The sequence below is a fragment of the Pedobacter cryoconitis genome (assembly GCF_014200605.1).
Taxonomy (GTDB): Bacteria; Bacteroidota; Bacteroidia; order Sphingobacteriales; family Sphingobacteriaceae; genus Pedobacter; species Pedobacter cryoconitis_B.
Genome location: NZ_JACHCE010000002.1, coordinates 224,320 through 237,900 on the forward strand (window position 1 = coordinate 224,320; position 13,581 = coordinate 237,900).

Below are 13,581 nucleotides of genomic sequence, written 5' to 3' on the forward strand. Positions count from 1 at the left end.
TTTATCAGTACCGTGGTTAATGCAAAATAGGGATTAATTTTATAAACTATATATCATTATGGGTAAGATTTTTAACCGGAGTAATATTATCAATGGAGTACTGATTCTATTATTCCTGGTATTGATATTTGTTCCTCCTGCAAAAGCTCTTGTACTGGAAGGACTCATGAAGATTGGCTTTTTCAGACCTGATACTGCTGTAGTAGAAAAACAGGTGAATGCAGCAGGTGATCTTTCCGGGATTAAATTTAAAGATGTCGATGGGAAGCTTGTTGATCTTGGAGAATTGAAAGGTAAAGTCGTTTTTCTTAATTTCTGGGCAACATGGTGCCCCCCTTGCCTGGCTGAGATGCCAAGTGTAAATGCGTTGCATGAAAAATTTAAAAATGATAAAGATGTAATCTTTATTTTGGTAGATGCCGATAGCCAGCTGCCTAAGGCGCAGAAATTTATGGATAAAAAAGGCTATCAATTACCGGTGTATGCAGTAGCCAGTGATATTCCGGAAGTGCTTTTTAAAGGGTCATTACCTACCACAGTTGTTTTTGATAAAGAAGGAAGGATTTCATACAATGAATCTGGTGCTGCGAATTATGCAGACTCAAAATTTATTGATTTTATCAATAAGCTAAAAACAACCAATTAATAATTATCAATTTATAAACCCGTCTTAAAGGGATTTTTAAGAGAATAATCATGCAAGAACCATTTGATATTACCATAGGAGAAATTGACTACGCTATATTTCCCGAAGGAAACGATACTTACGTAGTTTTTAAAGACGGAAAAGAATACCGTCATATCCTTAAAGATACAGAGTCACAATGGCTGACATTGGATCCTGATACTGCATTGCCGCTGTTTGGAGAAGACGAAGAGGTTAATGCCATAGGAAGAGAAATTACAGCTTATGTCCCTGAAGAAGAAGATGAGGACGAAGAAACTGATGAGGAAGAAGAGGAATTATAAATTATAAAAAGATAGACAGGCTCTTTAAGAGCTTGTCTATCTTTTTATAATTTTAATCTTTTTCAGCATATTTCCATTTCTGGTAATTGTACCAATATATAATCCGGTAGATAAAGCAGAAAGGTCAAACTGAAACAACCCATTTGCCTCTTTGAGGTAAATCTTTTGGCCTGAAAGGTTATAAAGAGATAGCGTATAAGGCTCAAAGTCACCGCTAAGGATAGATAAGAAATCTATTACTGGATTTGGATAAGCCACAAAGTCATTTTCTTTCAGAAAATTAAGAGGTAAAATATCCGAAGGGATCTTGATCCCGTCATTGGTCTCCAAAGTCACCCTGTAGAACTGTATTCCCCGAACCAGGTTCTGGTCTGTCAGACTGTAACTCAGTAAACCGGAAGTAACAGCAGTTTCTGCCATTTGTGCAAACATACCAGGAGAAGTCTGTTTCTCCCAAATGATACGTTTCAGGTTATAGGTGGTACCGATCACCAGATCTAACTTACCAGCATCATTCACAATATTGGCCTGGAAAGTTCTTACATAACAGACTACACCCTGTGTCGTGTAATTCTTAGTCTCACTTTTTATTCCGGTAAAATCTGCACCATTTGCAGCAACAGTAAAGTATGGCGTTGCTATTTCAGACTTGTTAATGATCACAACAGTATCAGTAAGCTGTCTGATTGCCTTTAAAACATTATCCTTTAAATTGTAAAGTGTATAACCGGTAGCTGATGGCTGCGGTGACCAGTGAAACAAGACTTTATCTGCACAATTATAACCAACTTTGATGTCTTCGGGCGGGGAGACCACAAAAGATTCAGTAATAAACTCTTTTCCTCCCGTTTCCATCTTCAGCAGAGCCCTGGTGAATAGATTTGGGACAGTCCATTTAAAGAAAGAAGATGTGAAATTAATATTACTATTCAAAATAGTCCAGTTAACACCATTATCGTAGCTCACAGAGAGTTTTCCTGTCTGACCTGATAAAGTACTGCTCCACCTCACATAATTGTCCTGAGCGGCAAATATTGCAGCATCTTTTAAAGGAAAGGTCCAGTCAAAACTACCAATGGCTTTCATTTGATAAGCGACGCTAAAATCCTGCTTACCCTGTGTAACTGTTCTGCCTTTTACATGTATGGTGTAATTTCCGGCTGGTAAATTAGTTAAACTCACCTGCTGTACAGTATTGATATTGTCTATTCCTCTTTTAGCAGGCAGTGATAAAGAGTCTGCACTTGGATATGTGCTTAGTATCCAGGGCAAAATAACGGTACCCGCAGGGGTTTCCATTGATAAATCCAGGTGGTTTACAATTCCCTGTACATTGTTAATTGCTGCCGGCGGATCGACCCAGGCCAGTGTAACTTTGAGTTCCTGCTGGTTTGCCGGAACCTGTAATTGGAATGTATAGTCCTGCTGATTGTTAACTGTCCCCGTTCTAAATCTGTTTTCCAGGATAGTCTGTATCGCCTGTAAAGCATTTAGTTTCCCAAAGCCAGTGACATAGTCAACCTGTGGGGTGCCTATATCATCCGCAGAATTTACAAAAACACTCTTTACAATTGCCTGAGATGGCTGTTTTCCAAATAGACTCTTATATTTTTGCTGAAAAATAGCGACAGTCCCGGAGGTTAATGCAGCAGCACCTGAGGTACCATCCTGACCCAAAGCGACTATTTCTGGTTTAACCCTTCCATCATAAGCGGGGCCCCGGCTGCTTCGTGGCTCCGGAATATCTTCCAGGCCAATTCCTCCTATTACAATCACGTTTTTTGCAGTTTTAAAGTTGCCGGTTATATTGGCCCAAAGAGGAATGTTTTTATAGATTCCATCAGGCGGAGTAATCAGACCTGAATTTCCTGCTGAAAAAATATGGATAATAGTATCTGATTCGAATACCTGTTTATCATAAGCGGCAGCCTGCATGCCGTAAAAATTATCTACGCCAAGTCCATAAGAGTGATTTTGTACATTGACTTTGTATTGGTTCAGTTCTTTAATGTCATCAGGCATCAGATCGTCATTGTTTTTCCTGTAATCCGAAGCCGTTAAAGATGCAAAAGGAGCTGCCCCCTGTCCAAGGATATAAGTATTTCCTCTGCCTGTAGCCAGTGTTGCCATATTGGTCGCATGGTCATCTACAACGGGTGCATTAGACGGAGAAGCAACGATGTTTCCAACCAGATCTATATCAGTCTTATCAAACATCTGTTCTTTAATAGATAATGTAATGCCTTTTCCGTTAATATCAGGATAGCGCAGTTGTACCGCAGCAATTTCGTTCACAGAAAGATCCAGATCTTTAATCAGCGCTTCGTCTTTAGCTACCTGAATGATATCTGCAAATAAGACGTCTTCCGATTGCAGGATGGGCATGAGCTCATTCATTTGAATACTGGCAGTAATGATATGGTTGTTCTGATCTAACGTATAAGATTTTAATCCGGTGAGCAGGGCCGGGACAGTCAATGTTTGTGGGTTTATTGCAATCCTTATAGTAAATAGCTTATTCTGAGTTAAATATTGTTCATAGAGCCGGCTTAATTTGTCGCTCGCTTTCCATAAAGAGTTCGCTTTTGACTGAGAAATAATTAAGGAACTGAATTTTGCCGCTGTCTTTTCCGGGATAATGATATGATTCAAAGAAAAACTGCGCAAAGGTTTTAGTTCCTGAAACTCAGCAGCGGTCAAAGGACGGGAAAGCTCTACAAGTAAGAGGTTTACACCATTTATCCTTGAATTTCCTGCAGTAGAGCTGTATTTGTGGAAAATATCTTTTTTTTCTGCTACCGATAAATTTTGTGCTTTTGCAGCTGTGTTGCAAAGAAAAATTATAATTAAAGCATATTTTATTTTGAAACTCACAATATTTTGAAATTAAAAATTTGTTTATGGTTAAAATTATATATAATTTTAGATTAACCTATTAGTTCACAAACATTCTACCTAAAAAACTAACTTAATGAAAAAATTTAACTTATTCTCGCTTGCCGTGGCCGGCATGCTTGCGCTCTGCGTTTTCGGATGTCAGAAAAAAGACGCTGCTACTACAGCGACAGCAAACCAAGATGAAATTTCAGCAGCAACTAAATCTCAGATTACCAGTCTGGGTTTCAGTACTGAAAATGCAAGAAAAGTAGCTGGCGGTTACCTTGTTGAAGGTGACATCCTTTTAAGCGAAGCAAATCTTACTGAAAAAGCAGAAACTGCACATTTAAGTGTTGCTGAAACCGAGCAATACAGAACCACTAATTTAGTCAAAGCATTACCAAGAGTAATTACCATTTCTGTAACTAACCTACCTGCAGTTTATGGAAACGCTGTTGATGCAATGATTACCAGATACAACAACTTAGGCTTACGTTTTACATTTCAACGTGCAGCTGCAGGAACTACTGGTCAAATTAATGTAATTGGCTTTAACGAAGGTCCTTCTGGTGGTTATATCACTTTAGGTTCATCAGGTTTCCCAACTGCATCTGGTAATCCATACAGCGAAATTAAAATGAATACTAATCCGGCGGCTTACGGTGCTAATCCTAACCTTTTATATCTTACTTCAGTTTTACAGCATGAGGTTGGACATTGCATTGGTTTCCGCCATACTGACTACTCTAACAGAGCTTATAGCTGTGGTGGAACAGCAGTAAACGAAGGTCAGAGTAATGTGGGTGCAATCCAGATCCCAGGTACTCCATCAGGACCAGATGCAGCATCATTTATGTTAGCTTGTTCTAACGGCGGCGACAGAACCTTCAATGCTAATGATGTAAAAGCAATCAATTATTTATACAAATAAAATATCTAACCACTAGATTTTTTGTGAATTAAAGGCTTTAAGCCCGGTGATAACTATTGCCGGGCTTAGTCTGTTTAAGATTTTCTGATTAAAATTATATTATGTATTGATAGTCAGTTAATTATGTAAATTTAAATTTGTTTTTGGTTAGAATTATATATAATTTTAGCTTACCTATGACTTATTAATCATCTACCTAAAATTAACTTAATGAAAAAACTGAATTTATTGTCATTTGCCCTTGTGGGGGTAATGACCCTGTGCATTTTTGGATGCCAAAAAAAAGATGCCTCAACTACTTCAACTGCTAGTCAGGACCAGATTTCTGCAAGCACAAAATCTCAAATCAGTAATCTGGGCTTCAGTACCGAGAATGCCCGCAAAGTAAAAGGAGGATACCTTGTAGAAGGTGATATTCTTCTTACTGATAAAAACCTGAATGAAAAAGCAGTGACCAGTCACTTAAGTATTGCCGAAACAGAGCAGTACCGGACCACAAATCTGGTTAGCGGCTTACCAAGAGTAATCACAATCTCTGTAACTAATTTACCTGCTGTTTATGGAAATGCTGTAGATGCAATGATCACCAGGTATAATAACCTGGGCTTGCGCTTTACTTTCCAGCGTGCAGCATCAGGTACTACTGGTGATATTGATGTGGTTGGTTTTAATGAAGGTCCTTCTGGTGGTTATATCACTTTAGGCTCATCAGGTTTCCCATATGGAGGTGATCCTTATAATGAAATCCAGATGAATACAAACCCTGCTGCTTATGGTTCAAACCCTAATTTGGGCTATCTGACTTCTGTTTTACAGCATGAGGTTGGACACTGTATCGGACTTCGTCATACTGACTATTCAAACAGAGCTTATAGCTGCGGCGGTACTGCTGTGAATGAAGGACAGAGTGATGTTGGTGCGATCCGTATTCCTGGTACGCCATCAGGACCAGATGCAGCATCATTTATGTTGGCCTGTTCAAACGGATCTGACAGGACTTTCAACGCTAATGATAAAATTGCTTTAAACTACCTGTATAAATAATAATTAAAAACCATAGATAATTTATGAGTCATGGCTTTGAAGCCCGGCATTAATTTGCCGGGCTTTTATAGGTTGTTAACCCGCCCAGTTGTTTCTGTCCAGACTGCGGTAATGTATTGCTTCTGCTAAATGCTCCATCTCGATGTTTTTACTGCCGGCCAGATCAGCAATAGTTCTTGAAACCTTTAAAATCCGGTCATAAGCGCGGGCAGATAAGCCTAATTTCTCCATTGCCTTTTTAATGAGCAGAAGGCTTTCCTGATTGACCGTGCATAATTTCCTTACCATATTTGAACTCATCTGTGCATTGTAATGTAAACCCATATGGGCTGCAAAACGTGTTTCTTGTGTCAAGCGGGCTTTAATTACCCTTTTTCTGATGATCACGCTTTTCTCCGAAGGATTCAGTGAAGAAAGTTCATTAAAATTTACAGGTGTTACCTCCACATGTAAATCTATTCTGTCCATTAGCGGGCCGGAAATCTTACTGAGATATTTCTGCACTATACCAGGTGAACAGGTACAGTCTTTTTCAGGATGGTTAAAAAAGCCACAGGGACAGGGGTTCATCGAAGCAATCAGCATAAAGCTGGCAGGATAATCTACGCTTAAGCGTGCTCTGGATATAGTTACCTTCCGGTCTTCGAGTGGCTGTCTCATCACTTCGAGTACTGATCTTTTAAATTCGGGCAATTCGTCAAGAAATAGAATACCATTATGTGCGAGCGATATTTCTCCTGGCTGAGGATTGCTGCCACCGCCAACCAAAGCTACATCAGAAATGCTGTGATGCGGGCTGCGAAAAGGTCTTTCTGTCATTAATGATTCTGCAGCATTTAACTTACCGGCTACAGAGTGAATTTTAGTAGTTTCGAGTGCTTCTTCTAAATTTAAAGGCGGTAAAATGGTGGGTAAACGTTTGGCCAGCATTGTTTTCCCTGCACCGGGTGGCCCGATAAGAATCACATTATGCCCTCCGGCAGCAGCAATTTCCAGCGCCCTTTTAATACTATCCTGTCCTTTGACATCAGAAAAATCATGGTCATAGGAACTTATGTTTCTTAAAAATTCTTCTTTTGTATTAACCTTTACGGGTGTAAAGATTTTTTTTTCATTGAAAAAGGCGACCAGGTCAGTAAGATGATGCATGCCATAAACCAGTAAGTCATCTACTACAGCAGCTTCTCTGGAATTATCCGCAGGTAAAATAAAACCTTTAAAGCCAGCTTTCCTGGCTTGTATCGCAATAGAAAGCGCACCTTTTACGGGCTGTATCCCGCCATCCAGCGAAAGTTCTCCTGCAATGATAAATTCATGTACCCTTATGTGGGCTAATTGTCCTGAAGCCGCTAAAATGCCGGCGGCAATTGGGAGATCGTAAGAGGTTCCCTCTTTCCGGATATCTGCAGGCGACAAATTAACCACAATTTTTTGTCTGGGCATCTTTAAACCCGAAGCCTGGATTGCGCTTTCTATTCTTTTAAGACTTTCCTTAACGGCATTGTCAGGTAATCCTACGATATGATATTTATTTCCGCTGCTAATACTGACTTCAATAGTGATAGTTAAAGCATTGACACCAAAGACTGCGCTGCCGTAAGTTTTAATGAGCATAGTGATTTACGATTAGTACGTAAATTTAATCCCATAATAAGCCTTATAGGTTAAAAAAGATAGGGCATAAAAAAAACCGGATTGAGAGCCCGGTTTTTTAAAGATCAGAAAAGGTGTTATTACATTCTTCCCTGTGGCATTTTAGGCATACCGCGCATCATTTTTGCTGCGGCCGCAGGATTAGAAAACTGTTTCATCACCTTACGCATATCCTCAAACTGTTTAATCAGTTTGGTTACTTCTTCTATTTTATTACCAGAACCTTTAGCAATACGTAAACGTCTGCTTTGCTGAATGCTGTCTGGATTTTCGCGTTCGTACTTCGTCATAGACTGAATAATCGCTTCCACATTTTTGAAAGCATCATCTTCAATCTCTACGTTTTTCATCATTTTACTCACTCCGGGAATCATGCCCATCAGGTCTTTCATATTACCCATTTTCTTGATCTGCTGAATCTGGTTATAGAAATCGTTGAAGTCAAATTTATTCTTACGGATTTTCTTTTGAAGTTCTGCAGCTTCTTTCTCGTCAAACTGCTCCTGAGCACGCTCAACAAGGGAAACAACGTCACCCATTCCCAAAATACGGGAAGCCATTCTGTCTGGATAGAAAACGTCAAGCGCTTCCATTTTTTCACCAGTACCTACAAATTTAATAGGCTTGTTTACCACAGACTTAATAGATAAAGCCGCACCACCGCGGGTATCACCATCAAGTTTTGTCAGTACAACACCTGTAAAATCTAATCTGTCGTTGAATGCTTTAGCTGTATTAACCGCATCCTGTCCGGTCATGGCATCAACTACGAACAGGATTTCATGCGGTTTAGTATGCAATTTCACATCTGCAATCTCATTCATCATCTGTTCGTCTATCGCTAAACGACCAGCTGTATCAATGATAATTACATTGTGATGTTCTTTCTTTCCTTGTTCAATCCCTTCAAGCGCGATAGCTACAGGGTCTTTAGAATCTTTGTTCGCGTAAACAGGAACGCCAATCTGCTCACCCAATATCTGCAGCTGATCAATTGCCGCAGGACGATAAACGTCACCAGCTACCAGTAAAGGCTTTTTACCTTTACTTTTCAGGTAATTTGCCAGTTTTCCGGAGAAGGTTGTTTTACCCGCACCATTCAGACCAGCAATTAATATGATCGTAGGATTTGTTTTTAAGTCTAATTCTTTGACCTCACCACCCATCAGTTCCTTCAGCTCATCGTTCATTACTTTAGTAAGTAATTGTCCCGGAGAAACCGCAGTAAGTACATTCAGGCCTAATGCCTTTTCCTTAACCTCGTCAGTAAAGCTTTTAGCAGTTTTAAAATTTACATCGGCATCCAGTAAAGCCTTACGAATTTCCTTCATGGTCTCAGCCACGTTGATCTCTGAAATGCTTCCCTGACCCTTTAGAACTTTAAATGCCCGGTCTAGTTTATCCTGTAAATTTTCAAACATGTTTTATTAATTGATAGTCAATTAGTTAATGTATAATGGTAGAAGAATACAAAGTTGCAAACATTTTTAATAACAATCAACATTAAAATAGGATGCAAAAGTATTTAGCGCGGGAATATAAACATAACCCCCATAGCCAGTGACTGGCTGCCCTGAATTTTGGAACTTATTGTTTTATCATATATTCCAACCCCATTCAGTGTAACATTCATAAACCTGTTAACTTTAGTAGTTAAAGTCACATCCAGTCTGTGTTTCATGTTTTCGACCTCATCATAAGGAACAAAAACATAGTATCTGCTTTTCAGGTTTACGTTATGAAAAATATCCTTTTCAAAGTTAACAGTGACCTGGAAAGCCAGGTCATTTTTAAAAGTTTTTCCTACAGGAACCCCATAAAAATCAGTTTTCTGGTTAGTAGGGTTTGCAGCTGCATCGGCTGCAGCCAATTCCTTATTATCCAATACGAAAGTTTGTTTTGCAGCACCCGTACCAAATTGAGTAGAGAAATACTTACTTGGCTTATACTCAAAACCGAATGATTCTGTTAAATAGCCCGGAGACATGAATTTAGAAATAAGTACACCGCTTTCAACGCCATTATTTGTTGAATAAGAATATCCGCTGTCAAATTGTGACTCAAAAGTAACCTGGGTAAATAAATTCCAGTTTTTAGAGATCTTAAATGCACCGGTATTATTCCAGAATATCCGGTCATTCGTTTTCTTTTGTAACTGACCTTTGTTCCTTATTTTTCCGTAACGCAGATCAACCTCAGATAAATAACTATAGTTTTCTTTTTTATATTCAGCTTTGTAGTTGATCAATCCTTCGACAGCCAGCGAATTTACCCCGCCTCCACTCCAGTTATTACTGAATGAAGATTGATTCACATTGATTCCGATTGCTGTTTTGTTCTTCCAGTAATTGACCTTAGAACTCACAATCAATGGCTTAATCTCTACCGGCTTAAACACGATAATGCCTTTCAGGGACGGCATCGGGCTTTTCTTTAGCTTAAGATCGAAATCCTTAATCGGAATTGGAACTGTATCTATCTCTTGTGCACTTACTTGTGCTGAAACTGCAAATACAAATAGTAAACATGCGTATAAACCTCTCATTGGTACAAAGAAAAGAAAAATGTTCTTAGGATTTAGCATAAATATTTAATCCTTGAATACAGTCTCCTGTTTTACAGCTATTTCATGTCCTGAGGAGGAAAAGAAAGGCCTTTCTATAGCAGAACCAGTTACCTTATGGCTGTGCAATTTTGATCGTCGGAAGTGGCTGCAGCCTGAATGCTTTCGGATTGCGCTTGTAAGAAGCATAATTGTTTTTCAGAAAAACAATGAAAGCATAATCAGAAGCCGCCAGTACAAAATCGTAACTAGGGCGGTACTGTTGCATAAAATCTTTAAGTTCAAAGTCCTTGATCCTTAAAACACGGCCTACAAAAGCTGCATTATATCTGTAATCGATAATTTCTTCTTTATAATCTCTTTCCAGGATAGCCTGCAGATGTCTGGCATTTTTACCTTTTCTACTCAGTAAGTTGTAAATCGCATCTATTCCTAAACCGACACCTCTTGAATTTAAATTCAGCAGATCTTTAGAACTTCCCAGGTCTGTAGCATATTTAAATTCTCTGGTCCGCTGATCGTAGCGTTGTTTTGGAGAAAGGGAACTCCCGATAATAGAAACCTCCTTGAGTTGAATGGCAAGAGGTTTTAGTTGAAAAAACATCGCGCCGCCTTTGTAAATAACGGTATCTAAACCATAACCCTGACGCACGGCAAATAAAGTATCACCAACAACTGCCTGCAGGGTGAACTCACCTTTGCTATTGTTATAGATACCATCATCGTTATGGGAATTGTATATATATACGGTAGCTAAACGCTGCTTAGATACTTTGTCTATGACAAATCCCTGTACCGATTTCTTTTGTGCCATAGCAATGCCACAAAACAAGCAACAGAAAAGAAATAAAATAGTAGGTTTCATTGAGAAGCAAAAATACAAATAAGACGAAGCTAAATGGCTTATATTAACATTATTTAACTACTATTAGCTTCTGTCCGATTTTCACTCCTTCGTCTGTAAGGCCATTCAGGGACTTTAATTCATCAACAGTCATATTATATCTTTTGGAGATATTATACATAGTATCTCCTTTTTGTACGGTATAGTTAGGATCAGTTGTATTGATGATCTGTTTCGATACAGGTGTTTCTACAGGTGCGAATTTCTTTGTTTCCTTAGGGATGTTTGCATTGATCTCTGTAAAAACACGGTCTTCACGTTTAATCTTATCCTTTTCTGATTCCGACTGATCGTACTGATGTAAATTATATTTTTCAATCATATTGATCAGCATATCCGGATACCTTGGATTTGTTGCATAACCAGCCTGTTTTAAGCCTTTTGCCCAGTTCTGATAATCATTCTTATCAAGCTCAAATAACGCGCTATAGCGTTTACGCTTTAAAAACTCAGAGTGATCCTTATAAGATTCTCTGGCATCTTTATAAACCCTGAAACAGTCGTTAGCTTTATCATCATCCTTATAATATGCTTTTCCTCTCCATTCTGCTGTACATTTAATCCCAAAGTGGTTATTTGCATATTTGGCCAGGCTGCTGTTTCCACTGCCAGATTCGATGATGCCCTGTGCAAGTGTGATACTTGCAGGGATACCATAAGTATTCATTTCTTCAATGGCCACACCCTTAAAAGCTTCGATATAGCTTAACGTATTATAGTCAGTAAAATTCGGATTAGCTTTATTGGCAGCTTTTTCAATCTGCACGTTATTCCGGTGATACTTTCTCGTTTTACACGAGGATAAAAAGACGATCGCTATAGCGAAGAGTAAGAATGTGTGTTTCATTAAAGCTTGATTTTTTGCCCTGGTTTAAGCGCTGATCTCTTCAATCCATTTTTGCGCATCAGTGTGGTAGAAGAAGTACCATGTGATTCTGCAATTTTATTCAGGTTGTCCCCTTTTTTAACTGTATATAATTTAATGGAAGCACGGTGATGTTTAGCCTTATAATGACGGCTATGTTTCTTTTTTAAGCTAACAGGAGCAACTTTTACAGGCTCTACATAGTCATCAGGTCTGTCATCATACTGGTATAATTCGTACTTGTTGATGATTGCGATCACTTGTTTTGCCCAGGTCCTGCTTCGTGCATAACCACCACGCTGAATCCCTTTTGCCCATGCCGCATAATCATACTGGTCACACTCGTCAAATAATTTGCTGAAAGAAGATTTGTTTTGTAATACTTCTACGAAATTATCATAAGATTCATCTGCACTTTCAAAATCACGGTAAGAAGAATTGATCTGAGCATTGCTATTTGATCCTTTGATGCCGAAATGATTATTTAAATGACGGGCGATTTTGCTTTTACCAGCTGCAGATTCGTGAATAGCGACCGCTAAAATTACACTTGCCGGTACATCGTACTCTCTCATTAATTCTTGTGCGTGATCTGTGTGTTCTTCAACGTAAGCAGTAACAGTCTGGCTTTGGGCAGCTGAGCCCAGTAAAATTAGTGCCAGCCAAATCAGCATTAGTTTTTTTGTTATCATATTTTATTTTTTTCTGATGATAAACAAGCCATCCCTGACAGGTAAGATTAATTTCTCAACCCTGTCATCTCCAGCGACTTTATCATTAAAAGTACTAATATTAACGGTATCTCTGTCTTGTTGGAGTGTTAGTACTTTTCCACTCCACAACACGTTATCAACAATGATCAGCCCGCCTGGTCTCACTCTGTCAAAGATGAGGTCATAATAGGTGCCATTGTTTTTCTTATCTGCATCAATAAAAACAAGATCAAAAGTCTCATTTAATCCATTAATGGTTTGGGTGGCATCACCCATGATATATTTTATTTGTGAATTATAAGGGGAATCTGCAAAATAGCCGCGCACACGGTCTTCCAGTTCCATGTTTTTGTCCAGTGTATAAATAATGCCGTCATCGGCCAATCCTTCTGCCATGCATAAAGTCGCATAACCGGTAAAGGTGCCAATTTCAAGAATACGTTTAGGGGTGATTAACTTACTTAACATGCTTAAAACACGTCCCTGGTAATGTCCGGAAAGCATTCGCGGCATTAAAACCTTGAGATTGGTTTCCCGGTCAATCCGCTGTAGCAATTCGGATTCCGGTTCGCAGAAATTTAGCAGTAAAAGTTGTAAGTCGTCTTTAATCAGGCTCATGTAATGTTCTATAAACGGTGTTCTTCCATGAAATATTGTAAAATAATTGTTGCAGCGATCGTATCTACCCTTTCTTTATTACGGCGGTCCTGTTTTTTAAGGCCACTCTGCATGATGGTCTGATGGGCAAGTTTAGAAGTAAAACGTTCGTCAACCCAGTGCTGCGGGATATCCGGGAAGTTTTTTTTCAGCGTCGTGGAAAAACCTCTGACATGCTGTGCTGATTCGGATGGCGTGCCATCCATTTGTTTAGGCTCACCAATCACAAAGGCTTCTACCTGTTCAGTCAGCAGATATTTTTTCAAATATTCGACAATATCTTTTGGGTGTATGGTATCCAGTCCTGTAGCAATAATTTGCAGGGGATCTGTAACGGCGATGCCGATACGTTTGGTACCATAATCAAATGCGATAATACGGGGCATAGCTGCAAAGATTGTTATA

General features: G+C 39.0%; 13 protein-coding genes. 4 read left to right on the forward strand and 9 right to left on the reverse strand.

What is annotated here, in order from left to right; all coding sequences use genetic code 11:
• Window positions 1-58: 58 nt before the first annotated feature.
• Window positions 59-646 carry a TlpA family protein disulfide reductase gene (locus HDE68_RS07030; RefSeq protein ID WP_183880379.1) on the forward strand — a complete coding sequence of 196 codons (588 nt, stop codon included), beginning with the start codon at window positions 59-61 and terminating at the stop codon, window positions 644-646.
• Between the two features lie 50 nt (window positions 647-696).
• On the forward strand, window positions 697-969 hold the full coding sequence (locus tag HDE68_RS07035; RefSeq protein WP_183880381.1) for a hypothetical protein: 273 nt from the start codon (window positions 697-699) through the stop codon (window positions 967-969).
• A gap of 36 nt (window positions 970-1,005) precedes the next feature.
• On the opposite strand, the gene HDE68_RS07040 is transcribed toward HDE68_RS07035, so the two are convergent.
• A complete protein-coding gene (locus HDE68_RS07040) occupies window positions 1,006-3,843 on the reverse strand; it encodes a S8 family peptidase (protein ID WP_183880383.1) in 2,838 nt (945 codons plus the stop codon).
• A 97-nt stretch (window positions 3,844-3,940) separates the two neighbouring features.
• Between HDE68_RS07040 and HDE68_RS07045 the strand changes: the two genes are divergently transcribed.
• Both HDE68_RS07045 and HDE68_RS07050 read left to right on the forward strand, forming a co-directional pair.
• Complete coding sequence (locus HDE68_RS07045) at window positions 3,941-4,777, forward strand: M57 family metalloprotease (protein ID WP_183880385.1); 837 nt, start codon at window positions 3,941-3,943, stop codon at window positions 4,775-4,777.
• A 210-nt stretch (window positions 4,778-4,987) separates the two neighbouring features.
• Window positions 4,988-5,821 carry a M57 family metalloprotease gene (locus HDE68_RS07050; protein WP_183880387.1) on the forward strand — a complete coding sequence of 278 codons (834 nt, stop codon included), beginning with the start codon at window positions 4,988-4,990 and terminating at the stop codon, window positions 5,819-5,821.
• A 75-nt stretch (window positions 5,822-5,896) separates the two neighbouring features.
• Here the strand turns inward: HDE68_RS07050 and HDE68_RS07055 are convergent, their stop codons facing one another.
• The 8 genes from HDE68_RS07055 to ruvX form a co-directional block, all read right to left on the reverse strand.
• Window positions 5,897-7,435, reverse strand: coding sequence for a YifB family Mg chelatase-like AAA ATPase (locus tag HDE68_RS07055; RefSeq protein ID WP_183880389.1), 1,539 nt, complete (start codon window positions 7,433-7,435; stop codon window positions 5,897-5,899).
• Between the two features lie 119 nt (window positions 7,436-7,554).
• The gene (ffh, locus tag HDE68_RS07060; protein WP_183880391.1) at window positions 7,555-8,895 is read right to left on the reverse strand and encodes a signal recognition particle protein; all 1,341 of its coding nucleotides are present in this window, start codon (window positions 8,893-8,895) and stop codon (window positions 7,555-7,557) included.
• A gap of 104 nt (window positions 8,896-8,999) precedes the next feature.
• Window positions 9,000-10,058, reverse strand: a complete 1,059-nt coding sequence (locus tag HDE68_RS07065; RefSeq protein WP_260171671.1) for a DUF3078 domain-containing protein — start codon at window positions 10,056-10,058, stop codon at window positions 9,000-9,002.
• A gap of 94 nt (window positions 10,059-10,152) precedes the next feature.
• Window positions 10,153-10,851, reverse strand: coding sequence for a hypothetical protein (locus HDE68_RS07070; RefSeq protein ID WP_260171672.1), 699 nt, complete (start codon window positions 10,849-10,851; stop codon window positions 10,153-10,155).
• Between the two features lie 100 nt (window positions 10,852-10,951).
• Window positions 10,952-11,788 (reverse strand): glucosaminidase domain-containing protein, encoded by an 837-nt coding sequence (locus tag HDE68_RS07075; RefSeq protein WP_183880395.1) that lies wholly within the window; start codon window positions 11,786-11,788, stop codon window positions 10,952-10,954.
• Complete coding sequence (locus HDE68_RS07080) at window positions 11,788-12,498, reverse strand: glucosaminidase domain-containing protein (RefSeq protein WP_260171673.1); 711 nt, start codon at window positions 12,496-12,498, stop codon at window positions 11,788-11,790. The genes HDE68_RS07075 and HDE68_RS07080 overlap by 1 nt, the downstream gene beginning before the upstream one ends.
• A gap of 3 nt (window positions 12,499-12,501) precedes the next feature.
• Window positions 12,502-13,137: an O-methyltransferase gene (locus tag HDE68_RS07085; RefSeq protein WP_183880397.1), complete on the reverse strand. Its 636-nt coding sequence runs from the start codon at window positions 13,135-13,137 to the stop codon at window positions 12,502-12,504.
• A gap of 8 nt (window positions 13,138-13,145) precedes the next feature.
• Window positions 13,146-13,562: a Holliday junction resolvase RuvX gene (gene ruvX / locus HDE68_RS07090; RefSeq protein WP_183880400.1), complete on the reverse strand. Its 417-nt coding sequence runs from the start codon at window positions 13,560-13,562 to the stop codon at window positions 13,146-13,148.
• Between the last annotated feature and the right edge of the window lie 19 nt (window positions 13,563-13,581).